This window comes from Acetivibrio sp. MSJd-27 (assembly GCF_018918095.1).
Lineage (GTDB): Bacteria > Bacillota > Clostridia > UMGS1840 > HGM11507 > HGM11507.
Window position 1 is genome coordinate 1 of sequence record NZ_JAHLPV010000037.1, and the last position, 25,983, is coordinate 25,983.

At 48.0% G+C, this 25,983-nt stretch carries 20 protein-coding genes; 2 read left to right on the forward strand and 18 right to left on the reverse strand.

Features of this window, described 5'->3' with window-relative positions:
* Positions 1 to 334 precede the first annotated feature (334 nt).
* The 12 genes from sigG to KQI32_RS10570 all read right to left on the reverse strand — a co-directional run bounded on the left by sigG (position 335) and on the right by KQI32_RS10570 (position 14,370).
* Positions 335 to 1,105 (reverse strand): RNA polymerase sporulation sigma factor SigG, encoded by a 771-nt coding sequence (gene sigG, locus KQI32_RS10515; RefSeq protein ID WP_177689620.1) that lies wholly within the window; start codon positions 1,103 to 1,105, stop codon positions 335 to 337.
* 80 nt (positions 1,106 to 1,185) lie between these two features.
* Entirely contained in the window at positions 1,186 to 1,911 is a 726-nt protein-coding gene (sigE, locus tag KQI32_RS10520; protein WP_177689621.1) for an RNA polymerase sporulation sigma factor SigE, read from the reverse strand.
* 15 nt (positions 1,912 to 1,926) lie between these two features.
* Positions 1,927 to 2,787, reverse strand: coding sequence for a sigma-E processing peptidase SpoIIGA (locus KQI32_RS10525; RefSeq protein WP_177689623.1), 861 nt, complete (start codon positions 2,785 to 2,787; stop codon positions 1,927 to 1,929).
* Positions 2,788 to 2,960: 173 nt separating this feature from the next.
* Complete coding sequence (locus KQI32_RS10530; protein ID WP_374197077.1) at positions 2,961 to 4,193, reverse strand: phenylacetate--CoA ligase family protein; 1,233 nt, start codon at positions 4,191 to 4,193, stop codon at positions 2,961 to 2,963.
* A 24-nt stretch (positions 4,194 to 4,217) separates the two neighbouring features.
* A complete protein-coding gene (locus KQI32_RS10535; protein WP_177689624.1) occupies positions 4,218 to 4,787 on the reverse strand; it encodes an indolepyruvate oxidoreductase subunit beta in 570 nt (189 codons plus the stop codon).
* Positions 4,774 to 6,570, reverse strand: coding sequence for an indolepyruvate ferredoxin oxidoreductase subunit alpha (iorA, locus tag KQI32_RS10540; RefSeq protein ID WP_216425013.1), 1,797 nt, complete (start codon positions 6,568 to 6,570; stop codon positions 4,774 to 4,776). The genes KQI32_RS10535 and iorA overlap by 14 nt, the downstream gene beginning before the upstream one ends.
* A 393-nt stretch (positions 6,571 to 6,963) precedes the next feature.
* Positions 6,964 to 7,308, reverse strand: a complete 345-nt coding sequence (locus tag KQI32_RS10545; protein ID WP_177689625.1) for an HIRAN domain-containing protein — start codon at positions 7,306 to 7,308, stop codon at positions 6,964 to 6,966.
* Positions 7,309 to 7,463: 155 nt separating this feature from the next.
* Positions 7,464 to 10,055 carry a calcium-translocating P-type ATPase, PMCA-type gene (locus KQI32_RS10550; RefSeq protein WP_216425020.1) on the reverse strand — a complete coding sequence of 864 codons (2,592 nt, stop codon included), beginning with the start codon at positions 10,053 to 10,055 and terminating at the stop codon, positions 7,464 to 7,466.
* 34 nt (positions 10,056 to 10,089) lie between these two features.
* Positions 10,090 to 11,175: an SGNH/GDSL hydrolase family protein gene (locus KQI32_RS10555; RefSeq protein WP_216425022.1), complete on the reverse strand. Its 1,086-nt coding sequence runs from the start codon at positions 11,173 to 11,175 to the stop codon at positions 10,090 to 10,092.
* Positions 11,172 to 12,182 (reverse strand): SGNH/GDSL hydrolase family protein, encoded by a 1,011-nt coding sequence (locus KQI32_RS10560; protein ID WP_177691759.1) that lies wholly within the window; start codon positions 12,180 to 12,182, stop codon positions 11,172 to 11,174. The genes KQI32_RS10555 and KQI32_RS10560 overlap by 4 nt, the downstream gene beginning before the upstream one ends.
* Entirely contained in the window at positions 12,175 to 13,272 is a 1,098-nt protein-coding gene (locus KQI32_RS10565; RefSeq protein WP_177691760.1) for an SGNH/GDSL hydrolase family protein, read from the reverse strand. The genes KQI32_RS10560 and KQI32_RS10565 overlap by 8 nt, the downstream gene beginning before the upstream one ends.
* A 15-nt stretch (positions 13,273 to 13,287) precedes the next feature.
* On the reverse strand, positions 13,288 to 14,370 hold the full coding sequence (locus KQI32_RS10570) for an SGNH/GDSL hydrolase family protein (protein WP_177691761.1): 1,083 nt from the start codon (positions 14,368 to 14,370) through the stop codon (positions 13,288 to 13,290).
* Between the two features lie 1,164 nt (positions 14,371 to 15,534).
* Between KQI32_RS10570 and KQI32_RS10575 the strand changes: the two genes are divergently transcribed.
* Positions 15,535 to 17,130 (forward strand): potassium/proton antiporter, encoded by a 1,596-nt coding sequence (locus tag KQI32_RS10575; RefSeq protein ID WP_216425024.1) that lies wholly within the window; start codon positions 15,535 to 15,537, stop codon positions 17,128 to 17,130.
* Positions 17,131 to 17,290: 160 nt separating this feature from the next.
* Here the strand turns inward: KQI32_RS10575 and leuB are convergent, their stop codons facing one another.
* Genes leuB through ilvD form a run of 6 tightly spaced genes read right to left on the reverse strand, consistent with a single transcriptional unit; the run spans position 17,291 to position 25,152 of the window.
* Positions 17,291 to 18,367: a 3-isopropylmalate dehydrogenase gene (leuB, locus tag KQI32_RS10580; RefSeq protein WP_177692030.1), complete on the reverse strand. Its 1,077-nt coding sequence runs from the start codon at positions 18,365 to 18,367 to the stop codon at positions 17,291 to 17,293.
* Positions 18,368 to 18,390: 23 nt separating this feature from the next.
* Positions 18,391 to 18,873: a 3-isopropylmalate dehydratase small subunit gene (leuD, locus tag KQI32_RS10585; protein ID WP_216425025.1), complete on the reverse strand. Its 483-nt coding sequence runs from the start codon at positions 18,871 to 18,873 to the stop codon at positions 18,391 to 18,393.
* Between the two features lie 19 nt (positions 18,874 to 18,892).
* Positions 18,893 to 20,161, reverse strand: a complete 1,269-nt coding sequence (gene leuC, locus KQI32_RS10590; RefSeq protein WP_177692028.1) for a 3-isopropylmalate dehydratase large subunit — start codon at positions 20,159 to 20,161, stop codon at positions 18,893 to 18,895.
* Positions 20,162 to 20,163: 2 nt separating this feature from the next.
* Positions 20,164 to 21,762: a citramalate synthase gene (gene cimA / locus KQI32_RS10595; RefSeq protein WP_216425026.1), complete on the reverse strand. Its 1,599-nt coding sequence runs from the start codon at positions 21,760 to 21,762 to the stop codon at positions 20,164 to 20,166.
* A 36-nt stretch (positions 21,763 to 21,798) separates the two neighbouring features.
* On the reverse strand, positions 21,799 to 23,478 hold the full coding sequence (gene ilvB / locus KQI32_RS10600) for a biosynthetic-type acetolactate synthase large subunit (RefSeq protein ID WP_216425030.1): 1,680 nt from the start codon (positions 23,476 to 23,478) through the stop codon (positions 21,799 to 21,801).
* Positions 23,479 to 23,490: 12 nt separating this feature from the next.
* Positions 23,491 to 25,152, reverse strand: coding sequence for a dihydroxy-acid dehydratase (gene ilvD / locus KQI32_RS10605; protein WP_216425032.1), 1,662 nt, complete (start codon positions 25,150 to 25,152; stop codon positions 23,491 to 23,493).
* A 519-nt stretch (positions 25,153 to 25,671) separates the two neighbouring features.
* Here ilvD and KQI32_RS10610 point away from each other — a divergent pair.
* Complete coding sequence (locus tag KQI32_RS10610; RefSeq protein ID WP_253291167.1) at positions 25,672 to 25,908, forward strand: helix-turn-helix domain-containing protein; 237 nt, start codon at positions 25,672 to 25,674, stop codon at positions 25,906 to 25,908.
* Positions 25,909 to 25,983: the final 75 nt, after the last annotated feature.

The window sequence follows — 25,983 nt, forward strand, 5'->3', positions numbered from 1 at the left end:
CACGATTTCCATTTTCAATTCCACTGTATATTTTCTTTTCCCCATAAAAAGTACCCCCCAATTATTAGATGGTTATGATTTTATTTTATCATATTGTCTAATATTTGGGGAGCACTTCACTCGTCAAAGTAAGCGGTTACTCAAACCATAATTATTTTGGCAACCGTTCAATACGGCATACCTTTATCTGCTTTTATTTTATCATATTTTTCAGAATTGTCAACAGTTCCATTCGTATTTGCCTCATGCTGTTTGAATCCGATTTTTCTTTATGTAAGCATTAGAGAGTCGAACTCCCTAATGCTTAGACAGGCATAGCCTGTCCGGCGCTGCGTTAAATATGTTTCTTGATATTGGACAAAGCGGTCTTTTCCAGCCGGGATACCTGAGCCTGGGAAATGCCAATCTCATCGGCGACCTCCATCTGAGTTTTTCCCTCAAAGAAGCGCATGTTTAAGATGTGTTTTTCCCGGTCGGACAGCTTGGTCATTGCCTGCTTTAAAGCGATCTCCTCAATCCATGAGCCGTCGGAATTCTTGTCATCCTTCAGTTGATCCATCACATAAAGCGCGTCCTCGCCGTCATTGTAGACGGGTTCAAACAAAGAAACCGGTTCCTGAATCGCATCCAGCGCATAGACCACGTCTTCCTTTTTCATTTCTAGTTCTTTGGCAATCTCCTCGATAGTGGGTTCTTTTCCCTTCTCGCTGGTCAGCCTTTCCTTGGCTGTAAGAGCCTTATAAGCGGTATCCCGGAGGGAACGGCTGACCCGGACGGAATTATTGTCCCTCAGATATCGGCGAATTTCGCCGATAATCATAGGGACGGCATAGGTGGAAAATTGCACATTTTGGGAAACATCGAAATTGTCTATGGCTTTGATAAGCCCGATGCATCCCACCTGGAACAGGTCGTCCATGTATTCGCCGCGGGAAGCAAAGCGCTGGATTACACTTAAAACCAGCCTTAAATTTCCCTGAACAAATTCTTCTCTGGCGTCCGTATCTCCCTGTTTGATCCGGTTCATCAGCTCCGCTTTCTCTGCTCTTTTCAAGACCGGAAGCTTCGCGGTGTTCACACCGCATATTTCAACTTTATTCAGCATAGGCAAACCTCCTGATCCCTGATTCCTGTTTCTATGAACAGTATTGCCAATCAAAAGGTTTTTATGCCCTGCAAACGAATTTAAAATTGCATCATTTTCGAGATTTCCTTTTTCAGCCGGCCAATAATCTTCTTCTCCAGCCGGGATATGTAAGACTGGGAAATGCCCAGCATATCCGCGACTTCCTTCTGCGTTTTTTCATTTCCTGTGGTCAGTCCAAAACGCAGATTCATAATATTTTGCTCCCGTTTGGAGAGCTTATCCAGCGCCTCTTTGAGCAGGGCGCGATCCACTTTTTCCTCCACACAGCGGTAGATGATATCGTTGTCCGTCCCCAGAATATCCGACAGCAAAAGCTCGTTGCCGTCCCAGTCCACATTCAGGGGTTCATCAATGGAAACTTCACTTTTCTGGTTGGAATTTTTGCGCAGATACATCAGAATCTCATTTTCGATGCACTTGGAAGCATAGGTTGCCAGCTTGATTTTTTTGTCCAGTTTATAGGTATTGATCGCTTTGATCAGTCCGATGGTTCCGATGGAAATTAAGTCCTCCACATTGATTCCGGTATTCTCAAACTTTCTGGCAATATAGACCACCAGCCGGAGATTGTGTTCAATCAGAGTGTTTTTGGCTTCATCATCGTGCTCCATCAGCCGCTTCAGCATTTTTTGTTCCTCCTCGGCTGTCAGCGGCGGAGGAAGTGTATCAACCCCTCCGATATAGTAAACGTTCTGCGTATCCTCCAAATCGAGGAACGCCCGCAAGCGCTGTGTGATTCGATAAAAGAAATCTCGTAAATTCATGCTGCCCTCTCCTTCTTAAGATAACATTAACGGATTTAAAATTGCATGGAATTCCCCGTTCTGCGATAGCTTCTCATTTTTTACCGCAATGATTAAGTCGGTTTTTGTCTGCTGCTCTCCCAGGACGACCGCGCTGTCGGGCACAAAGCATTTCAGCATAGACCGCACGCCCAGGGCCTGGTATGGGATTAACTTAATCGGGATATTCATCTGGGCATCGCCCTCAATGGTGTCAGTACGAAAGAAGTTTAATTCCGTTTCATCAAACAGGGGCAGAACCTGGGAAAGCTCTGCGATGACGACCGGCTTTTTTGTAATCGGATCGCAGAGGGAATTTCCCGTATCCACAATCCCTTTTATCGTCACATACCGGCCGTTTAAGGTGACCAGCAAATCTTTTATAATCTTTTCTTTTTGATAACGGGTAGTGGTCAGTTTCAAGAAAAAAGTGATCAAAAAATAAGCTGCAATGCAGGAAAGAATCAAAATCCAAATACTGCTTTCAAAATAAACCACGCCATTATTTACTTTTATGGTTGTAAAATACTGATTTGCAAAGCTGGCAGCTCCGGCAAACGCAAAAGATATAATATAAAAATAAACCACGTTCTTAAAGAGCCTTTTGGGGCTTTCAAACCGAAAAGCGATAAGAACCAAAAGGATACTGAATACCAGCTTAAAAAATGCATGAAAAAGGAACATCATATGGGGGTAAAATAGGACAACAGCATACAACGCGCCCAGCGCCGAGGCCAGGATAAGGCGGAATTGCCTAGTGGCGGATCGGGCGGATTTGCCGACTGCAAACAGGATAATATAGTTGATGGCCAAGTTGGTAAGAAACAAAATATCCACATAGATAACCGGCTGCTGCAACACATTTCACCTCGAATCTCAGATTGTCCTCTCTGCCCGGAGACAAAAGGATGCTTTTATTATATATGAAAACCGGAGGTGAAAAATGTCGGAACCTATGAAATTTTCATCATAAGTTTCCCTCTGCTTCGACAGAAAAAGGACTATCCGTCAAAATAGGATAGTCCTTTTCATTAATCCATCCGGTTGTCTATAATCCGGACGGTCTTTTTTTCACTTCTCGGCAAACCGCCTTTTTCCAGCGCTTCTGTTTGAACAAGAATACCGATTTTGGATTTGAACATTTTCTGCACATGGGATTCAATGTTCTGCTTCTCCACACTGCCTTCTTTCTCGAAGCGCAGGATCATCTCGTCCTTCCCGTTTACATGGTCAACCTGAATCTGGTACTCACTGCTGGCTCCGTCAATAGACGACAGCAGTCCGTCAATCTGAGCCGGATAAATGTTTACGCCCTTCACCTTGCACATATCGTCCGCACGTCCGATGATTCGGTCATGGCGGGGATATTTGCAGCCGCAGGAGCAAGGCTCGGTGATTAGTCTTGTTAAATCCCGTGTGCGGTAACGCAGCAGGGGCGCCCCCTGTTTTTTCAGCGTCGTGATCACCAGTTCGCCGACCTCGCCGTCCTTGACCGGTTCCCCGGTCTGGAAATCCACGATCTCAAAGAACAGGTAATCATCCCAGTAATGCAGTTCTTTTTTGCCTTCACAGCTGATGGAAATTCCCGGACCGTATATTTCGGTCAGTCCATAGATGTCATACAGACTGATGTCAAGCTCCTCCTGAATACGCTGGCGCATTTTGTCTCCCCAGCGCTCGGAACCGATGATTCCCTTTTTCAGAGAGATTTTATCCTTCAAGCCCCGCTTCTGGATTTGCTCCGCCAGCAGAAGCGCATAGGAGGAGGTGGCACCGAGAACCGTGGTCTTCAAATCCACCATCATCTGAATCTGCTTTTCCGTGTTGCCCGGCCCCATGGGAACCGCCATCGCTCCCAGCCGTTCCACACCCGCTTGGAAGCCGATTCCGGCAGTCCACAATCCATAGCCCGGCGTAATCTGAAAACGATCCTCTTTGGTGATACCCGCCGTCTCAAAACAGCGCGCCATCATGATAGACCAATCAGTGACATCCTGCGCTGTGTAGGGAATAATAACCGGCAAGCCGGTTGTTCCGGAGGAGGAATGGATACGCACCACCTCGCTGTCCGGCACAGCCTGCAATCCCAGCGGATAGGCGTTCCGCAAATCCTCCTTGGAGGAAAAAGGAATTTTCACGATATCCTCGGGTGTCCTGACATCCTCTGGGCAAAATCCGCTTTCCTTAAATTTCTTTTTGTAAAATTTGCTGTTGGAGGCGGCTTTCAGCCGATCCTTCAAACAGGCAAACTGCATTTCATTCATCCGCATAACCGAGTTCCCCTTTTCTTACAGATTAACCGCTTTTCGATTGATTTCCTGGAATCGTTCCGGCAGAAATTTCCGCATCGTCTGTTCCAAATCTTCCTTCGTAAACGGAAGCAAATCATTTTTCAGCGCAATGCCAAGCATCACCGTATTAATGACCTTAAAAGAGCCCAGCTCCTCACAGATCGCTCCCGCATCCGCAAAGATTACTTTCCTGTCTTTCTGCTTTTTCAGATATTCCAGCATTTGTTCCGGCTCATAGCCGGTTCCCATCGCACAGGTGACCGGCAGAATCGCTCTGGTGTTAACCACCATACTTCCGCCCTTTTTCAGATATTTCAGATTTCGTACCGCTTCCGCCGGCTCAAAAGCCAGCAGTAAATCCGCCTTTCCAAGCGGAATCAACGGAGATATGTCATCCTCTCCAATCCGTACATGGCTGGTTACACAGCCGCCTCGCTGCGCCATGCCGATGGTCTCCGAGGTTTTGGCAAGAGCGCCCAGTTCAATGGCGGTCTGGGCAATCAGACGGGAGGCGAGGACAGTTCCCTGTCCGCCTACGCCGGTGATCAGTATATTAAACGGTTTCATGTCTGGTTCCTCCTATCGCGCCCACAGGACAAATCTGTGCGCATAAGCCGCAGCCATAGCAGAGGGAAGAATCGATCTTCACCTCTCCCTCCCGCACCGCAATGGCGGGACAGCCAATTTCCCGAATGCATTTTTTGCACCGGATACATTTTTCGGATTCCACTTGAAACTGCCGCTCCGGTTTGAACAGGGCAATGCAGGGGGATTTGAAGATCACTGCGGAAACGCCCTTGAAATCTGCCGCCTGCTGCACCGCCTTTACCGCTTCCTCCAGATGAAGGGGATTGGCAGAGACCACATGCTTGACGCCGCATCCTCTAAGCACTGCTTCGATATCCACCTTCTCGGTGATCTCCCCCATCATGGTCCTTCCGGTTCCCGGGTGGGGCTGGTGTCCGGTCATGGCAGTGGTGCTGTTGTCCAGAACTATCACGGTGATATCGGTTTCATTGTACACCGCGTTAATAATGCCGGGAATGCCGGTATGAAAGAAGGTGGAATCCCCCACAAAAGCAAAATTCTTTGTATCCGGCTCCACATTGTGAATTCCCTGTGCAATCGTGATGCAGGCGCCCATACAAAGACAGGTATCCACCATATCTAAGGGCTTCGCATTTCCAAGGGTATAACAGCCGATATCTCCGGAAAAGACCGCCTTCTTTCCTTTCATTGCCTGCTTGACGCTGTAAAAGGAAGCCCGGTGCGGACATCCCGCGCAGAGAACCGGAGGACGTACCGGAAGCGCAGGAATTTCCTCCGCCTTTTCCTCTGCTTTTTCAAGCTGAAGCATTTTTCGGATCCATTGCTCCGCCAGCTCCGCCGAAAATTCTCCGGCCACATGGGTGAAACAGTCTCTTTTCCCATGAATTTTAATTCGGCGCTCCCCGCAAAGAGGATAGAAAGCGTCTTCCAGAACGGGATCCAACTCCTCCACAACCAAAACTTCATCCAATCCGTTCAAGAAATCCTTCGCCATATTCTTTGGGAAGGGATATGGCATCCCAACCTGGAACAGCTTTATCTCGTGTGCCGCTTCGCCGATACTATCCAAAGCTTCCTTCACATAGGAACAGCAGATGCCAGAAGTCACAATCCCTTTTCTGCCTGTTCCGCTGATCCGGTTAAATGGGGAGACGCTCCAGCTGAGATCCCGTTCGATGCCGTCCAGCTTCAGATGATTCTGATAGGAAAGCCGCGGGAATATTACCCACTTGGAATCCTTTTGAAAGCCTTCCACGGGATGTGTTTCCCACTGCTCCGCAATCTCCACGGTTGCACATGCATGGCAAATTCTTGTTGTCGGGCGGAGAAAAACAGGAACCCCTTTTTCCTCCGAAAGCCGGAAAGCCGCCTCCACCATATCATACGCCTCCTGAGGCGAGGAGGGATCAAACACTGGTATTTTAGCAAACTGTGCAAATCGCCGGGTGTCCTGCTCCGTCTGGGAAGAAATCGGTCCGGGATCATCCGCTACCAACACAATCATTCCGCCTTTGACGCCGATATAGGCAAGGCTCATCAAGGGATCGCTGGCCACATTCAGCCCCACCTGCTTCATGGTAACCATCACTCGCGCGCCTGCGTATGCCGCACCTGCTCCCACCTCCATGGCTACCTTTTCGTTCACGGACCATTGGACATGAATGGCATGATCCTTATTATTTTTTGCAACCGTTTCCAGAACCTCGGTGGACGGTGTCCCCGGGTAACCGCAAACCAAATTGACGCCCGCGCGGATCGCCGCCAAGCCAATGGCCTCATTGCCCATCAACAGCTTTTTCATCTCGTTAACGCTCCTTTTTATACAAAAAAAGACCTGCCCCATTCCAAGGACAAGTCTGTTTGCTTACTTATGCCACCTTGAATCATTCGATTTTAGAGTACCATCATACCCTCCGTACGATAACGTATACGACACGTTGCAAGATACTTGGAAGCTTTCGCCTCCTTTCCCCGCACCCTCAGCGACCCATTTGTCCAGCCCGTCTGCCGTCCGGCTCTCAGCACCCCGGATTCTCTGTAAGTCCGCAACTGGTTTTACTCTCGCCTCTACGGTTTTCCTTTCTCTTTATGATAACACTGAATAAGAAAATTGTCAAGATTTTTATATAGATAAAAAAGATTCACATAGAATTATCTTTTTCTGTGATTCTGCAATTTCCATATTTTGGTTCATCTAAAAAGATACGACATCTCCATCGGACATTCCATCCTTTTCAACATCTTCTTTTTTTCGCACCGCCGCAATCACACTGGAATGCGTGATAAACATAACCTCGCCATATGCGTAATCATCGAATTTGTCATAAGCACGCCCCGCGCTGCAAGTGCCCTCAAACACTGTATTGACACTATTCGCCACATACCCGATTGTATCGATATACGGCAGTTCTACTCGGATTGCCTCCGGATCATACGCATTATCCGGTTCCTTAACCAATTTCACAATCCGTCCAATCTTATAAGGTTTCATCCCGAGATAATGATTTTGTCCTGTAATGGTAACATAAATCGTATTCATTTGATTAATTCCTCCTTCTTTTGATTTCATCATACACGATTTAATGTCCCATAAAACGGACTTTGCCATTCAAAACGAAAAAATCGAAAAATAACCTACGTTCCTATAAACAGAAAAGCTGTAACAAATATCAAATCTGCTACAGCTTTTTATGATTATTTCTTCCGTCCCAATTTGACAAACTTCACAATCTCATTGATCACAAAAGGTGCCAACGACAGAAGGAAGATGGACAGCCACTCCATACCGCTCAAGGTTGCGGTTTCAAATGCACCGCTTAAAATAGGGGTCGTCACCAGGAACTGCAGCAGCACACCAAGCAAGATGGAACCCCACAGAGCTTTGTTTTTGAAAATACCAATTTTATAAATCGGCGTATGGATATTGCGCACACTCAGTGAGAAGAACAGCTGGGAAATCGCCAGCACCATGAAGGCTATGGTCTGCTGATGACTTTCCCCTTCCCCCATCTGAAATCCAGCCAATGTCACGCCGCCGACCAATATCCCGTTTAAGATGATAAAGAACCAGCCGCCATGTGCAAACAGGCTTTCATCCTTCGGTCTGGGTTTGCGGTTCATAATCCCCCTAAAGCCGGGCTCAACCCCCAGCGACAATGCGGGCAAGGTATCGGTTATCAGATTCACCCATAGAATATGGATAGGCCGCAGAGGCATGACCGTAAAGTTCAGCACAATGGCCACAAGCAAGGTGAAAATCTCACCCAAATTGCAGGACAACAGAAACAGCACCGTACGCTTAATATTGGCATAGATATTCCTGCCCTCTTCAATCGCCCCGACAATAGTGGTAAAATTGTCGTCTGACAGCACCATATCCGCCGCCCCCTTGGAGACATCCGTTCCCGTTATCCCCATGGCGACGCCGATATCGGCATTTTTGAGAGAAGGCGCGTCGTTCACCCCGTCCCCTGTCATGGAGACAATATTGCCGTTGGCCTTGAACGCTTTCACAATCCGAACCTTGTGCTCCGGACTCACCCGCGCAAACACGCAGGTATTCTCCACCGCCTTTTTCAGCTGTTCATCCGACATTTCATCCAATTCCCGTCCGGAAAGCACCTGTTTTTTATCTTGTGTAATGTCCAGTTCTCTTGCGATGGCAAAAGCGGTGTCCTTATGATCACCGGTGATCATCACTGTGCGGATACCGGCCTTATGGCAGATATGAATGGCGTCCTTGACCTCCTCCCGGGGTGGATCGATCATTCCCACCAGTCCGACAAAGGTCAGGCCGGATTCCAGTGTTTCCCCGTCAATCTCGCTCACTTCCTTATATGCCAGAGCCAGAACCCGAAGGGCTTCATTGCTCATTGCAGTCATGGCATTCATCAGTGCCGATTTGTCCTCCTCGGTGATCGGACGAATCTTTCCGTTTTCAAGGATGTGGACAGTCCTGGTCAAAATGTTGTCCGTTGCACCTTTGGTAAAGGACAGCTTCTTGTCCCCATAAGTGTGAACCGTCGTCATCATTTTACGTCCCGAGTCAAAGGGCAATTCAAACACCCGAGGATGTTCTCTGTTTAATCCTTCTTTTGTCAGTCCTGCACGGCTCCCCATAACAAGCAATGCGGTCTCGGTCGGATCGCCGATCTCATTCTCACCGGAAATATCGCTGTCATTGCACAGTGCCATGCCGTGAAGCAGCATTTCATTTGTTTTGGCATCCATTTGATCGATCGATTCAAGCGCGCCGTTTTGATAAAACTTTATCACCGTCATTTTGTTTTTGGTCAGCGTGCCGGTTTTGTCGGAGCAAACCACATTGACACAGCCCAGCGTCTCCACGGCGGGCAATTTGCGGATAATGGCTTTTCGCTTGCTCATCTTCTGCACGCCCAACGCCAGCACGATGGTCACCACAGCCGGAAGCCCCTCAGGGATTGCAGCTACTGCAAGGGATATGGAGGTGAGAAGCATATCAAAGATATTTTTCCCTTCTATAATGGAAATTACAAAGATCAACGCACAGACACCCAGTGCCAGAAAGCCTAATGTTTTTCCCAGCTGCGCCAGCTTCACCTGCAAAGGCGTTGCCTCTTCCTCCGCCTCGTCCAGACTCTTGGCAATCTTTCCGATCTGGGTATTCATACCGGTTTCACTCACAACGCCGGCGCCACGGCCGTTGGTCACATAGGTGGACATATAAGCCATATTCTTTCGATCGCCCAGAACCGTCTTTTCATCCGGCGCCACAAACTCATTGTCCTTGTTCACCGGAACCGATTCCCCGGTCAGTGCAGACTCTTCAATCTGCAGGTTTACCGCCTCGATCAGCCTTAAGTCAGCCGGGACATACCGTCCCGCTTCCAGCAAAACGATATCGCCGACTACCAAATCCGCAGAATTTACTTCACAGACAACCCCGTCCCTTTTTACCAGGGCTTTTGGGGAAGACAGCTGTTTCAGCGCATCCAGCGCTTTCTCCGCTTTGGATTCCTGCACCACACCGATCACAGCGTTTAACAGCACTACGATCAGAATGATGACCGTGTCGCTGAATTCCTTCAGGATAGCTGAAATCAGCGCGGCGGCAAACAGAATATAAATCATCGGTTCATTCAACTGCGCCAGAAATTTTAGGAACAGACTTTTATTCTTTTTCTGGGTCAGCTCGTTTCTGCCGTATTTCTCTGCTCTTTTCGGAATTTCATCCGACGAAAGTCCATGATAGGAATCCGAATGTAATTCTTTAATGGTTTCCTCACTGCTTTTGGTATAGAACAACAATAATGCCTCCCTCAGGTTTATAATTATAGGTTTACAAAATTTCCGTTTTTAAGATCTGTGCTATCTTTTCCGCTGTCTTTTCCGCCATATAATAAAATCCCAAATCATTGGGATGTACGGTGTCCGCCGTACATTCATCCCGCTCATCTTCCGGGAAAAAATGATGTCCGTCCATAAAATAAACATTCGAATCCCCGTTTTCCCTGGCCTTGTCATACGAAGCACGGATAATCTCCACATTTTTGTCCGCTTCCTCCGTCTTGAAGGTGGGGCGTGACAGCATCAAAACAGGCAAGTCAGGATTTTTTTGCCGTACAATCTCATAAAAAGGATAATGTGTTTGCGCAAGATGTTCTCTGGACTCACAATTGTAATCATAATCCATCACAAAAAGAGACATCTCTACGTCGGAGAGTATCTCCGCCATCTCCTTCTCCCCTTTAGCATTTGCACTGAAGCCCATATTTATAACGGCCGCGTCCAGTTTTCTTGCCGCCATATTCACATAAGAATTTCCCGGCCGGGAAGCACTCTCCCCATGGGTGATGGAGGAGCCGTAAAATAAAATCGGTTTTTCCAGCATCCGTTTCGGCGGCTCTTTGATGCAAAATTCCGGTTTCATGCCGATAGAAAAAGATTTCACTCCGTTATAAACAGGCAAATAGATGGTGACTTCCCTTTCTATATGGTCGGGATTGTCCAGACAAACCACGCCGTCAAATTCTGCTTCTCCATCTTTTTCACTGACAACACAGCCGTAAAATCTTTTGTATTTTCCGCTTCCGGCATACACGTCAAAGCCATTCATCCCTCTTCGCGTCATGGTGGCTTTTTGTTCATAGTCGTCCGAAAACTGGGTTTCTCCCCGAAGAATGATTTGATCCGCGTTGGTTGTAAAACGGACACAGTTTCCGGCGGTAAATGCAGCGCGGTAATTTAAATCATCAGTAAAAAGAGTCTTTTTGGAAAGAGGCAAGCGGAAAAATGATCCCTTGTTCTCCTCCAGAAAAGGAAAGCCCTCAATCTGAAATTTGCCGCTCCGAATCTCGTGAAAGACAAAGCCGTTATCATCGGTTTTCACCGTTCTAAAATTCGGATCCAATTCTTCCAGTTTCATTTCTTCCGCCCCCTCTCCAGCAGCTCCGACAGAAGCGGCCGAATCGCCTTCGCCATACAGTAAAATCCCAGATCGTTGGGATGACAATTGTCCACCGTGCAGGTGTCTTTTCCGTATTCTCCATAGAAGTTCTCTCCGGACAGAAAATAAACATTCTCATCGCCGGCCGCCTTTGCACGGTGATAGGTGGTATAAACAATTTCATCGCCCCGGTTCACTGGGACATTCACTTCACGGTTCGCCTTGCTTATCATAATGATCGGCAGAGTGGGATGCTTCTCCCGGATAATCCGGTAAAAAGGATAGTGATTACGAGACAACTCCTCCGTATCCGAGTTGTAATCATAGTCCATCACAAACACACTCATGGGAATCTCGGCAATCCGTTCCGCTATTTCTGGATCCCCTTTGGCGTTGCCGCTGAAGCCCAGATTAATGATTTTGGTGTCCAGCCATCTTGACAGCAGATTGGTATAGCAGCTTCCCGGACGGGAAGCGCATCCCCCCTGGGTGATGGAAGAACCATAGAATACAACCGGCTTTTCATAGGTCATCGGCTTTGTTTTTTCCAGCGTTGCATGTTCTTTGATTCCGATCTTCAGAGCTTTCACCCCATTGTAGAGCGGAAAATAGATGAGAATCTCCCGCATTCCGCTTCCCTTAAGGGGAATTTCCTTTTGCAGAAGCAACTGTTCCCCCGGCCCCGATACCGAATCAATATATCTGCCGTCACAGTAAACATCAAAACCGCTGACACCAACCCGCGCCATATGATTCATATCCTTGCAGGAAGGGAGCAGTCCCTCCACATACAGGGTTCCGGAATCGGTGCGAAAACGGATGAACCCGCCGGAAGTATGTTCGGAAAGCTCGATGAGCTCGGCTCTTAAATGGGGATACATACGGATGGGAAGCCGTTGATAGTCTCCCTGGTTTTCCTCCAGCCACCAAAATCCGTTGATATCAAAAATCGGATCATGGCTGTCGAACATGCAGTAACTATTCAAGACAGCACTCCTCCTCTTTTCCGTCCAGAATATCCTTCACAATAGGATACAGGTAACTGGCCATGCGGAAGCAGCCTAAGTCATTCGGATGGAGATTGTCCACCGAACAAGCCTCCCGCGCAAAATCTCCATAGAAGTTTTTCCCGTCCACAAAATAAATATTCTCGTCCCCGTTTTCTTTCGCTTTCCGGTAAGTATTGTAAATAATTTGCCTGCGGAGCTCATCCTCCATCCGCCAGACATCCGGTTTGGTGATAAGGAGAATGGGCAGCTTTCTGTTTTTCTCACGGACAATCCGATAAAAATTATAGTGGGTATATTCCAGATGATCCGGCGTGGGGGCATTGTGATCATAATCCATCACAAACAGGCTCATATCGATTCCCGCTAAAATATTGGCAATCACTTCTTCCCCCATAGCCTGGCCGCTGAATCCCATATTGTAATAGTCCGCGTCCAGAAAACGGGTGAGCATGTTCACATAAGAGTTCCCCGCCCGACAGGGACAAGCACCCTGTACAATGGAAGAACCGTAAAAAACAATCGGCTTTTGATAGGTATAGGCAACGGGTTTTAAAATATCCAGTTCCTCCTTTAGGCCGATATACAGTTCCTTCACCTGATTGTAAAGAGGCAGATATAGGGTTACTTCCGTCATATTTCCACAGGTGAAACGGCTTAAATCCACCTCTCCTTCCAGGGTAAAGCTTCCGAAATCCGCGGCAATATTCTTCGCAAACTTTTTCTGCGCGCCATGGCCCAGATAGACGTCAATCCCGTTCATCGCCGCTCTTGGAAAATGATTCAAATCGGTGTTGTGGGCAAGGGTTGCTTTTATCAGCAAATGTTTGGATTTGGTCATAAAACGGATTCTTCCGCCGGAATTATGCACCGCAAAATTCAAAAGATTCTGACGGATTGCTGGATATTTGCTTTTCGGAAGCCGGGTAAACTCATAATCATTTTCTTCCAGAAACGCAAATCCCTCAACGGCAAACTTTCCGCACCTGGCTTCATATAACACATACCCTTCCTCATTCACGGCTTGGGCAGTTACATTTTTGTCAACTTCTCTGATATCTTTGTTCATCGTGTGTTCCCCCTTCTAAAACAAACGGTCTTCTACACCGAGTATTTCTGCCATCAGCGGATAAAGGCCCTCTGCCATCCGAAAAGATCCCAGTGCGTTGGGATGGCAATTGTCCACCGTGCATTCATCCCGTCCCCAATCACCGAACAGCCGGGAACCGTCCACAAAATAGACATTCTCATCGCCGTTTGCTTTGGCCTTCTGATAGGAACGATAGATGATCTTCTTGTTGATCTGATGCTCGTCATAGGATACATCCGGTCTTGTTACCATGATAATGGGAATCTCCGGATGATACTTTCTCACCGTTTCATAGAATGGATAGTGCGTCTCCATAAGATGCATGGGAGTTGGCGTGTTGTGGTCATAGTCGTAAACCATCATGCTGATGTCCAGTTCTCCGATCATCTCGGCAATCAGCTGTTCTCCCTTTGCATTTCCTGCAAATCCCAAGCCAATGATGTTTGCGTCCAGCCAGCGGGACAGCATATTAAAATACGCATTGCCCGGACGGTCTGTGCATCCGCCCTGTGTGATAGAAGAACCGTAAAACAAAATTGGCTTTTCAAAGGCTCGTTCTATGGGGAAGAAAGGCTCACAGCCCTCATCCAAACCGATATAGAAATTTTCCAATTGGTTATACAGTGGAAAATACACGGTCACTTCGCTGTAAGTTCCCCCCTGGTCGCCGATATCGGCAAAGCCATTTAATTTCTGATTTCCCAGAAGATTACTCACATTTTTGACAAACCGTTTGTCCCGGTTGGCTCCTATGTAGATGTCCACGCCGCTCATACCGCTTCTGGCCATAATGGAAAGATCCCAGTCACTGTATAAGTCGGCCTTCACTGCAATCCGTTTGGAGTTTGTCATAAAGCGGATGCATCCGCCGGAATTCACATGAGCGAGCGTATGCAGATTCTCCGGAATCCGGTCAAACTCTTTTTTTGGAAGACGCAGAAATTCCCCCTCATTTTCCTCCAAATACGGAAAACCGGAAATTTGAAAACGGCCGCAGTGCACATCATAAAACGAAAAGCCTTCTTCCGAAAATTCCGGTTCAAAAAAGTTTTTGTCCCCACTTAACTCTCCATTCATACTATTTCCTCCTATTTTTTCATCAAAACTTCTTGATTCATTATAACAAGATGAAAACGCTTTTGCAAGGCAAAAGCCACTTTAAAAACGTTTCAATCCGGCGAAACAGGGGATAAAAGTCCATTGCCCATAAAATGCAATAAAAAAGTTTTTCATTCCGAAAAACACAGACGCGCTTCGAACGCTGTTTTTTGAAACATGCAATTGCCCACGATTCCGCGCAATTTCCTATGTTATAACAAGATTTCCTTGAAAGCTTTTGCGCAGCAAAAGCCGCTTTAACAGCGTTTCAACCGAGCGAAACATAAGATTATACCGCCGCTTGCTCTTTCAATAAGGTGCCCTCCGCTTTAGAAAGAAGGGACATACAGCGAGGTTATAAAAAAAGCGAGACTTATAACCGGAAATGATCCGGGCATAAGTCTCGCCTTTTCGCTGTGCGCGATAGGACAAGCCAGATAAAAATCATGATGTTGGCATTGTCCGCTTCATGCAGGCTACTCCCTTATTGGAAAACAGTATACACCAATTGATTCAAAAATGCAAGTGTTTCAAGTAATTTTAAAGATTCTTTGTTTTTCAATTTGATTTAGGAGGTCCTTTCTTGCATAAATTGCTGTTTTATGTTATCATAAATAAAAAGAGTTCTTCTGCCGAAACGAGGATAACCTTCGTTATCCTGAATTATTCAAATCGATTTATAACCTCGCCAAAATGCCCCCTGCCTCTTTTGACGATCGTGTTTCTGTTTTCAGGCAAGCGGCAAACGCACATCTCCCGCATCGCGAGGTTGAAACGCTTTGTGAGGTAACTTTTTCGCACATTGTGCGCAATGTGCGGCAAAAGTGTTTTCATCTTTTTCAATAAGGGCTTGTCCCGTCATTCAACGAGGACAAGGACACTGCATAGCAGTGCCGCGAACAGCGGGAGTGAAGTCTCCCGCTGTTCGCGGATATGGACCCCGCCTCCTTAAGAGACGGGGAATATCTTGCCCACAGTTATAAAAGAAATCAATCGTTTTATGAGAATCCCCTCTCTTCTTAAATGACAGGGCATTGCCCATTAATGAATGATTTTTCTTTTTCAGAAAAGCCTGACATCTCAAATCCTATTTTTCATTGATACCGTTTTATTTCATATTATTTACAGAAAGGAAGCTGATATATGAATTTTGCTTTACTGCTTACCGCATTTGTCATTCTTATCTGCGTACTTATCAACAAAATCTCCAACCGGTTCGGCATTCCGATGCTGCTTGCGTTTATTGCCCTTGGTATGGTATTTGGATCGGATGGACTCTTGAAAATCCCCTTTGAAAATTACCGTTTTGCAGAGCAGATCTGTTCTGTGGCGCTTATCTTCATCATGTTTGACGGCGGTTTCGGCACCAAGACCAGCGAGGCGAAACCGGTAGCCGTCAAGGCGGTTCTCCTCTCTTCCTTGGGAGTGGTTTTCACTGCCGGACTAACCGGTTTGTTCTGTCATTATATCTTGAAGATCGAGCTGCTGGAAAGCCTGTTGATCGGCTCTATTTTAGGCTCCACGGATGCGGCCTCCGTCTTTTCGATTCTTCGTTCTAAAAAATTAAGTATGAAATACAACACCGATTCCCTTCTGGAAATCGAAAGCGGAAGCAACGATCCCTTTGCCTATATGCTGACCATCACGGTGCTCTCCATCATGAAAGGCGGCGGAAGCGCAGGCTCTGTCTTTTATACGATCAGCGCTCAAATTGTGTTCGGCGCGGTCTTTGGCGTTATCATCGCCTATGGTGCAGTATGGTTCATGCGCCATTTTCGTTTCCCGGTGGCGGGCTTTGACATGGTATTTGTGCTGGGTGTCGCCATCCTGTCTTACGCCGCTCCCTCTCTGCTGGGCGGCAATGGTTATCTGAGTGTTTATATTGTGGGAATCATTCTCGGCAATAAAGATATCAAAAACAAAAAGGAGCTCGTTCCTTTTTTCAACGGCCTGACCGGTTTGATGCAGATCCTCATCTTCTTTCTGCTGGGACTTTTGGCATTTCCTTCCCAGATGCCTCAGATTCTGCTTCCATCCTTATCCATTGCGCTGTTTTTAACTTTTGTGGCAAGACCCTTAGCAGTCGGCGCTATCTTAACCCCGTTTCGTTCCAGCTTGCCCCAGCAAATGGTGGTATCCTGGGCTGGACTTCGGGGCGCAGCTTCGATTGTGTTTGCGATTATCGCAACGGTGGACGAAGCCTTTACCAACAATGATGTGTTCCACATTGCTTTCTGTGTGGTTCTGTTTTCCATTGCTTTTCAGGGAACCCTTCTCCCCTGGGTAGCAAAAAAAGCAAACATGCTGAACAAAGGCGGAAATGTGCTGAAAACCTTTACGGACTACTCTGAGGATGAAGAAGTCCAACTCGTCAAGATGGAAATAAAGGAAACGCATCCATGGGTGGGCAAAAAAATCAGAGATATTCCTCTGATGCCGGATATGCTGATCGCGGCTGTCCTAAGGGACGGCGAAACCCTTGTTCCCAACGGAGAGACGGAACTCGCCTGCGGCGATAAATTGGTTCTCAGCTCTCCTGATATGAGAGACTGTGATGATATTCAGTTCCGTGAGATTTCGGTGAGCAGAGAAAACATCTGGTGCGGAAAGCAGGTGTCCGAAATCGGCCAGTCACCAGAGATGCTGATTATTTTGATCAAACGCAACGGCAATGTGGTCATACCGGAAGGAAGTACTGTCATTCGTGAAAAGGATGTGCTGGTACTGCATTCGAAGTAAAAAGCGATGTTATAAAAAAGTTTTTCCTTCCGAAAAACACAGCCGCGCTCCGCACGCTGTTTTTTGAAACATGCAATTGCGCACGATTCCGCGCAATTTCCTATGTTATAAAAAAGCATGTATACCGAATAACGGTTATACATGCTTTTTCTGTATTCTCTTATGCCCTCTGCATAAATGCAATCACCTTGTCCCCCATTTCAGAGGTGGAAAGAGGCTTGTAATCCGTTCTGCCGTTTAACAGGTCCCCTGTCCGGAATCCGGCCTTTAACGCTGTTTTCACTGCATTTTCAATGGTTTTTGCCTCCTCCTTCAATCCGAAGGAATGTTCAAGCATCATAGCCACCGAAAGAATGGTCGCAAGCGGATTCGCGATTCCTTTTCCTGCGATATCGGGCGCGGAACCGTGAATCGGCTCATACATGCCAAGCGTCCCTTCTCCCAGAGAAGCCGAGGGAAGCATACCGATGGAACCGGTCAGCATGGAAGCTTCGTCCGACAGGATATCCCCGAACATATTGGAAGTGACAATGACATCAAACTGCGCTGGATCCTTAACAAGCTGCATGGAAGCATTGTCCACATACAGATAGTTATAGGTAATCTCGGGATATTCCTTTAACATTTCCTCCGCTATTTTCCGCCACAGCCGTGAGGTTTCCAGTATATTTGCCTTATCCACAATGGTCAGCTTTTTGTCCCGCAGCAAAGCAGACTGAATACCGACCTTCATCACTCTCCTGATTTCCGCCTCGCTGTATTCCTCGGTATCATAGGCGTAAGTGCCATCCTCCGACGTGCCGTTTTTGCCGAAATAAATTCCGCCGGTGAGTTCACGCACAATCAAAATGTCAAAACCGTTTTTCACCAGTTCATCCTTCAGAGGGCAGGCGTCTTTCAATTCCTCATACATCGTCGCAGGCCGCAGATTGGTGAACAGACCAAGACCTTCCCGCAGACCCAGCAGAGCCTGCTCCGGACGGATACCGTCCAGATGCTCCCATTTTGGCCCCCCCACCGCTCCAAGAAGAACGCTGTCAGACTGCTTCGCCTTCTCAAGGGTTTCTTCGGTCAGGGCAACGCCCCATTTGTCGATGGAAGCGCCTCCTACCGTCAGTTCGGTATATGCAAAATGATGACCGAATGTTTCTTCTATTTTTTTCAATACTTTCACGGCCTCGGCTACCACCTCGGGACCAATCCCGTCGCCGGGTGCCAGTGCTATCTTAAAATCCATAATTCTCTTTTCCTCCATACCCTTTATTTGTTCTTCACGGAATTGATTAGACCACCCGCTTCGATAATCTCACGGATAAACGGTGGAAAAGCCACAGCCTGATATGTCTTCTTTTTTGTCAAGTTTTTGATCAGGCCGGTAGAGAGATCCGCCTCCACCTCGTCGCCGTTTTCAATATCTTGTGCCGCCTCTCTGCATTCCAGGATAGCAAGCCCCGTATTGATGGCGTTGCGGTAAAAAATGCGTGCAAAGCTCTCGGCAATCACAAGAGAAATCCCGCTGGCCTTGATTGCAATCGGCGCATGTTCCCTGGAGGAGCCACAGCCGAAATTCATGCCGCCCATCATAATGTCTCCGGCTTTCACCTTGTTAACAAAATTAGTGTCAATATCCTCCATACAGTGCTTCGCCAGCTCAGACGCCTCGGAGACATTCAGATATCTTGCCGGAATGATAACGTCGGTATCCACATTGTCACCGTATTTATGTACGTTTCCTTTTATCATACTGCCCGTCTCTCCTTTCTTACATGACCCTATTGGGATCCGTGATATATCCGGTCAGAGCGGAAGCCGCCGCCACAGCCGGAGAAGCCAGGTACACCTCCGAGTTCACATGTCCCATCCTGCCCACAAAATTGCGGTTTGTGGTGGAAACACATCTCTCGCCTTTTGCCAAAATCCCCATATGTCCGCCCAAGCAGGGACCGCAGGTGGGAGGAGAAACGATACAGCCTGCATCCATAAAGATTTCCAGGAGCCCGGTTTTCAGCGCTTCGGTATAGATTTTCGGCGTCGCCGGAATGATCAGCGTCCGCACATCGCTTCTGACCTTTTTCCCCTTTAAAATATCCGCCGCCATCTTTAAATCGGAATATCTTCCGTTGGTGCAGGAGCCGATAACCACCTGATTCACCTTTACATTGCACTTTTCCGCCTCATAAATATCCTTCGTATTGGAGGGAAGGTGGGGAAAGGCCACGGTGGACGCCAGATCGGAAAGATCGATTTCGATCGTTTTTCTATATTCTGCGTCCGCATCCGGTTCATAGGTGGTATACGGTTTTTCGGAATGCTCCTTAACATAGTTCAGCATGATTTCATCCGGCTGAAAAATTCCGTTCTTTCCGCCCGCTTCAATCGCCATATTGGCAATGGTAAACCGATCGTCCATCGTCATATTGGAGATGCCTGCGCCAGTGAATTCCATACTCTGATACAGGGCGCCGTCCACGCCGATTTGACCGATGATATACAAAATCAGGTCTTTTCCCGATACATACTTGTTAAATTGCCCTTTTATTTTAAATTGAATCGCCTCCGGCACCTTGAACCATGCTTCGCCTGTCGCCATACCGACCGCCATATCCGTGCTGCCGATACCCGTAGAAAAAGCGTTCAGTGCTCCGTAAGTACAGGTATGGGAGTCCGCCCCGATAATCAGATCTCCCGGCACGGTCAAGCCCTTTTCCGGAAGGATCGCATGCTCGACACCCACATTGCCTCCCTCATAGAAATGGGTGATGCGGTGTTTCGCCGCAAACTCACGGACGAATTTGCACTGCTCCGCGGACTTGATGTCCTTGTTCGGCGTAAAATGGTCGAGGACAAGCGCAATCTTATCCTTATCAAACACTTCCTGAAATCCTGCTTTATCAAATTCTTTGATGGCTACCGGGGAGGTGATATCGTTGCCCAGCACCAGATCCAGCTTACCTTTTATCAGTTCTCCCGGCTTCACCGAACAGAAACCTGATTTTTCCGCCAATATCTTTTGAGACATGGTCATTCCCATTGTCATCGCTCCTTTCCTTCTTCACAAAACCTGCCCTTATTGCTCTTTAACAGCTTGTATTCCACCGCGTCCGTCAGTGCGATTTTGGAAGCCTCGATCACGTCGGTGGAAACCCCGATCGTTGTCCAGGAATCCGCTCCGTCAGTGGTTTCAATCAAAACTCTTACCGTCGCGCCCGTTGCCGCCTTGGAGTCCAGAACACGCACTTTATAGTCGGTCAGATGGGTTTCATCTATCACCGGATAGAACACGTTGAGGGCTTTCCGGAGAGCGGTATCCAGCGCATTGACAGGTCCGTTCCCCTCCGCGGCCGTGATCTCCTCCCTGCCGTTCACATTGACCTTGATAAGAGCGGAGGAGGTAACCCGTTTGGACTGGGTTTCCTGCTCCGTCACCAAATTCAGCTTCATCAGCTCAAAGTGAGGCTGATAGCAGTTCAGCACCTTACGGATTGCCAGCTCCAGCGAAGCTCCTGCCCCCTCAAACTGATATCCTTTGTACTCCAAATCCTTTAAATGCTTTAAAACCTGTGCCGTCTCCGGCGCGTTCTTTTCAATATCCGGACGGATTTTCTGAATCTCCGAGATAATCGCGCTCTTTCCCGCCATCTCGGAAATCAGAAAGTTTCTGGCATTTCCCACTACCTCCGGCGCGATATGCTCAAAGGTTTTGCTGTTTTTCAGCACAGCGTCAATATGCATGCCCGATTTGTGGGAAAAGGCCCCTTTGCTGACATAAGGCATACCACTTATCGATATATTGGATATTTCAGCCACCGCCCGGGATACGGGCGTCAATTTCTTCATGTTTTCCTCCGAAAGGATGTCACAGCCGTATTTCAGCTGAAGATTTGCAATACAGGTGGACAGGTTTGCATTTCCGCACCGCTCCCCGATGCCGTTTAAGGTACCTTGTATATGATTTGCGCCGCTGAGCACTCCCATCACCGTGTTCGCTACCGCCATGCCAGCGTCATTGTGGGTGTGAATTCCCACACTCACAGACAAGGTTTCGGTTACCGTGCGGGTGAAATCCGCAATTTCATTGGGAAAACAGCCGCCGCTGGTATCGCAGAGCACAATCGTCTCCGCACCAGCCTCCTGCGCTGTCAGAAGAACCTGTAAAGCGTAATCGCTGTTTTCCTTATATCCGTCAAAGAAATGCTCCGCATCGAAGAATACCCGTTTTCCCTTCTGCACCAGATAAGCGATACTTTCCTGAATCAGGCGCAAATTCTCCTCCAAAGTGGTGTTCAGTACATCGGAAACGTGCAAGGCGGATGCCTTCCCGAAAATAACAACCGTTTGTGTCTCCGCTTCCAGCAGCTGATTGAGGTTTTCATCCTCCTGCGGACAAGTATTTACCTTGCAGGTGCTTCCGAAAGCCACCAGCTGAGCGTGCTTCATAGAAATGTTTCTTGCCGCCCGGAACAATTCCCTGTCCTTGACGTTGGAGCCGGGGTTTCCAGCCTCGATATAATCCACACCCAATTCATCCAAATACTTCACAATTTTAATTTTATCCGCCACCGAAAAAGAGATTTTTTCCGACTGCATTCCATCCCGCAGGGTGGAATCCAACGTATAGATACGTTTTCCCATTTTATCACTTCCATTCTGTTTCAAGTCGGCTCCAATCTATTCGTACAATCCGTCAGGGCCAGTCATATCAAACGCTCCGCCTCCGGGCGGAATCATGGGATAAACATTTTCCCTCTCATCCACAACGCAGTGAATAAGCACCGGTTCCGGCGTATTTAACACTTCGTCCAGCTTCGATAAATCCTCCCGCTTGTCAATCCGGAAGGCATTCAAGCGGTATGCCTTTGCCAGCGCGACAAAATCGGGATTCTTAGCCAGGATGGAATGGCTGTAGTGCTGCTGATAAAACAGTTCCTGCCACTGCCGCACCATCCCCAGGCAAGCGTTGTCCAGAATAAAAATTTTCACCGGAAGCTTCTGGTTGCTGATGACCGAAAGTTCCTGCAAGGTCATCTGGAAGCCGCCGTCCCCTACAAACAGGCAGGTGATGTCTTTTGTCCCGATGGCTGCTCCCATCGCGGCAGGAACACCGAAGCCCATGGTTCCCAATCCGCCGGAGGTGACGAAACGGTTCGGCCGGTCAACGGGAAAGTACTGGGCGGCAAACATCTGATGCTGTCCCACGTCGGTCACTACCGTGCAGTCCTTCTTGACATGCTCCGCGGCATATGCAATTACTTCCTGGGGTTTCAGCTTTCCCTCTTTCCGATAGGTGAGAGGATATTTATCCGCTGTTTCGCGGCAGGTATTCATCCACTCCGTAAAATCCGGCCGTTTTTTCTGTTCCTTCAGCTTCGGCAGCAGTGCCTGCAGGAAGTCTGCCGCATCCGACTGAATCGAAATATCGGTGGTCATCGTCTTTGCAAATTCGGCATTGTCAATATCCACCTGAATGATGGTTTTATCTTTGCGCATTTCCATCGGTTTGCCGACCACTCGGTCGCTGTAGCGGGAGCCCAGGGTAATCAGAAGATCACAGCTGCGCAGGGCAATATTTCCGGAAGGCCAGCCATGCATGCCCACCATTCCCATATAGTAAGGTGCATCCGATTTCCATGCGCCTTTTCCCATCAAGGTGTTGACTGCGGGGATATGCATCATAGAAGCAAACTCATTTAAAAGCGCCGCACCCTCCACTGTTTTGTTTGCGCCGCCCCCCGCCAGAATCAAGGGCTTTTTGGCTTTTTTCAGCGCCTTGATACAGCGATCCAACTCTTCTTCCCCCACTGGCTTGGGGATATAGGGTTTAATCATAGACTGCTTATGCACGTTTTTCGGCATTTCCGCCGCAAACACATCCTTTGCGATATCCACGAGGACAGGACCGTGTCTGCCGTTTGTCACAAGCATCCAGGCCTCTTCCAGAACGGCGGGCAAATCCTCCGCGAATTTGACAAGATAGTTGTTTTTCGTGATGGGGATGGTGATCCCCGTCATATCCGCTTCCTGAAAAGCGTCCTTTCCAATACTTCCAGAGGCAACCTGTCCGGTGATGATAAAAAGCGGTGTGGAATCCAGATAAGCGTCCGCAATTCCTGTCACCAGATTGGTTGCGCCGGGGCCGGAAGTGGCGATAACCACACCTGTTTTCCCGGTTGTTCTGGCATATCCTTCCGCCGCGTGAACAGCTCCCTGTTCATGCCTTGTCAGCGTATGGGGAAAATGGTATTTATAAATCGCATCGTACAGGGTAAGAACCTGGCCGCCCGGATACCCAAAAGAATCGGTCACGCCCTTCTCCCTTAAAAATTCGATGGTATATTCTGCTCCGTTCATTGATTCAGCTCCTCAATCTGTTAATACCGCGCCCTTGCTGGCGCTGGTCACCAATTTCTGATAGCGCTTCAGGTAACCCGTAAGTTCCTGGCGCGGCGCTCTTGCGCCTTTTTCTTTTCTCTTTTGAAGGATCGCATCATCCACTTTCAGACAAATGGAACGTGCGGGGATATCGATAGCAATTTCATCCCCCTCCTCCACGTAGGCGATCAGTCCGCCCTCCGCAGCTTCCGGAGAAATATGTCCGATGGACGCGCCTTTGGTCGCACCGGAAAAACGTCCGTCGGTGATGAGAGCCACCTGCTCTCCCAGCCCCATCCCTTCAATATTGGAGGTAGGTGCCAGCATCTCGCGCATTCCCGGGCCGCCCTTCGGGCCTTCATACCGGATGACAACCACATCGCCGGGTTGAATCTTCCTGCCCAAAATGGCCTCGTTTGCCGCTTCCTCGGATTCAAATACCCTTGCTTTACCGGTGTGGCGCATCATGGCAGGTGCCACCGCGCCCTGCTTGACAACGGCGCCTTCCTCAGCCAGATTTCCGAAAAGCACCGCAATTCCGCCGTCGGGGCGGTAAGGGGTTTCGATGTCCCTCACCACGCCGAACCGTTTGCTTTCATCAACCGCTTTCAGCCGATCTTCCAGACAGCCTTCCACCGCCGTCAGCCGCATATTCAGCAGGTTCTTCTTCGCCAGCTCTTTCATCACCCGGCTGATACCGCCGTCCGCATCCAAATCTTCAATATAGTGTTCCCCCGCCGGACTGAGCTTGCAGATCTGCGGGGTTGCCTTGCTGATCGCATCGATCTCCCTGAGGCTGATTTCCACGCCAGCCTCCTTCGCCACAGCCACCATGTGCAGCATGGTGTTGGAGGACCCTCCCAGCGCCATATCTACAGTCAGCGCGTTGCGGATAGCATCCCGGGTCATAATATCTTTCGCGCAGATTCCTTTTTGCACCAAATCCATGACCGTTTCCCCTGCTGTCTTGGCAAGAATCTTCCGCTTAGAATAGACGGCGGGAACCGTTCCGTTTCCCGGAAGAGCCATACCCATGGCCTCCGTTAGACAGTTCATGGTGTTGGCTGTGTACATACCCGAGCAGGAACCGCAAGTCGGGCAGGTATTTTCCTCCCACTCCCGAAGTCCGCTGTCATCCAGCTTTCCGTCCGCATATTTTCCCACCGCTTCAAACATATTGGAGAGCCCGGCTTTGCAGCCGTTGATTCTCCCCGCCAGCATGGGGCCGCCGCTGACAAAAACAGACGGAATATTCAGCCTTGCGGCCGCCATCAGCATACCCGGCACCACCTTGTCGCAGTTGGGGATAAAAACCAGCCCGTCAAAGGGATGGGCTGTAGCCATAATCTCGATGGAATCGGCAATCAGTTCACGGGATACCAGTGAATATTTCATTCCTTTATGATTCATCGCAAGCCCGTCGCAGACCGCGATTGCCGGAAACTCAAACGGTACGCCGCCTGCATTGCGGATGCCCGCCTTGACGCACTCGGCAATCTCTCTTAAATGAATGTGCCCGGGTACAATTTCATTAAACGAGTTGATCACCCCGATAAACGGTTTTTCCATTTCACTGTCACTGAGCCCCAGCGCTTTCAGAAGAGAGCGGTGAGGTGCTCTTGTATATCCTTTTTTCAGCATATCGCTGTTCATTTTCATCTTCTCCTTTTTTGTCAAACACCGGATAAATTGCAATCATTCATCTGTCCTGCAATTCCGGATAAAGCAGCCTGCTATCTGCTATATGATATCTTATTATAGATTATAGAATTTTTTTGAAGTTTGGTCAATGACTATTTTTTTTCATATCCTGACGGATTTTTTCACGAATCTTGGCAACAATCCCTTTTCTTTTTCAAACATGTCTCTCAAATTTTTTTGTAATCCTTCCGCCGCACCGCTTTGCGCTCAGACAGCCATACGGAGGCGGCTCTTTCTTCGGTTCATGAAAAAAGACTGCAAAAGAAAAAAATTCTATCATTTCAGGCAAAAAACGGGAAACAATTTTCCGAATATAACCTTTCAAAAGATGCAGAGCAAGGATGACAATTTAAAAAAGAGGAATTTAACAAGAGCAGGGATTTTCGAGCCTGATTGTCTAATATTTATCTGTATTAAAGATAAAATGAAAAAATTGCAATTTTTTCATACATACTGTAATTGGTGATGATTATGTTCTTAAAAAATATTAAAAATTTAAGGGAAGATAATGATATCAAGCAAAAAGACTTGTGCAAAATTTTAGGAATTGCACAAAATACTTATTCCCAATATGAAACTGGAAAAATAGCATGGACAGATGAAATGTTAATCAAGCTAGCTCTATATTATGGAGTCAGCACTGATTATCTAGTAGGATTGTCAGAATCAGAACCACCAGTAAACTGGTGGTTTGCACAGCCCCTATAAGGGGCTATTACAGGCTTAGCCTCTCTAAGAGGCACCGAAAGTTTGACACCGCATTACTATCACAGGCAGCCGCTC

Excerpts from the sequence above, each read along its gene's own strand:
- cimA (WP_216425026.1), bottom strand. The coding sequence starts at position 21,762 with ATGGGAAAACGTATCTATACGTTGGATTCCACCCTGCGGGATGGAATG.
- sigG (WP_177689620.1), bottom strand. The coding sequence starts at position 1,105 with ATGCTGAATAAAGTTGAAATATGCGGTGTGAACACCGCGAAGCTTCCG.
- KQI32_RS10570 (WP_177691761.1), bottom strand. The coding sequence starts at position 14,370 with ATGAATGGAGAGTTAAGTGGGGACAAAAACTTTTTTGAACCGGAATTT.
- sigE (WP_177689621.1), bottom strand. The coding sequence starts at position 1,911 with ATGAATTTACGAGATTTCTTTTATCGAATCACACAGCGCTTGCGGGCG.
- KQI32_RS10530 (WP_374197077.1), bottom strand. The coding sequence starts at position 4,193 with ATGAATGAAATGCAGTTTGCCTGTTTGAAGGATCGGCTGAAAGCCGCC.
- ilvB (WP_216425030.1), bottom strand. The coding sequence starts at position 23,478 with ATGAACGGAGCAGAATATACCATCGAATTTTTAAGGGAGAAGGGCGTG.
- iorA (WP_216425013.1), bottom strand. The coding sequence starts at position 6,570 with ATGAAAAAGCTGTTGATGGGCAATGAGGCCATTGGCTTGGCGGCGATC.
- KQI32_RS10565 (WP_177691760.1), bottom strand. The coding sequence starts at position 13,272 with ATGAACAAAGATATCAGAGAAGTTGACAAAAATGTAACTGCCCAAGCC.
- KQI32_RS10555 (WP_216425022.1), bottom strand. The coding sequence starts at position 11,175 with ATGAAACTGGAAGAATTGGATCCGAATTTTAGAACGGTGAAAACCGAT.
- KQI32_RS10545 (WP_177689625.1), bottom strand. The coding sequence starts at position 7,308 with ATGAATACGATTTATGTTACCATTACAGGACAAAATCATTATCTCGGG.
- KQI32_RS10610 (WP_253291167.1), top strand. The coding sequence starts at position 25,672 with ATGTTCTTAAAAAATATTAAAAATTTAAGGGAAGATAATGATATCAAG.
- leuB (WP_177692030.1), bottom strand. The coding sequence starts at position 18,367 with ATGGATTTTAAGATAGCACTGGCACCCGGCGACGGGATTGGTCCCGAG.
- KQI32_RS10535 (WP_177689624.1), bottom strand. The coding sequence starts at position 4,787 with ATGAAACCGTTTAATATACTGATCACCGGCGTAGGCGGACAGGGAACT.
- leuC (WP_177692028.1), bottom strand. The coding sequence starts at position 20,161 with ATGGGAATGACCATGTCTCAAAAGATATTGGCGGAAAAATCAGGTTTC.
- leuD (WP_216425025.1), bottom strand. The coding sequence starts at position 18,873 with ATGATAAAAGGAAACGTACATAAATACGGTGACAATGTGGATACCGAC.
- ilvD (WP_216425032.1), bottom strand. The coding sequence starts at position 25,152 with ATGAACAGCGATATGCTGAAAAAAGGATATACAAGAGCACCTCACCGC.
- KQI32_RS10575 (WP_216425024.1), top strand. The coding sequence starts at position 15,535 with ATGAATTTTGCTTTACTGCTTACCGCATTTGTCATTCTTATCTGCGTA.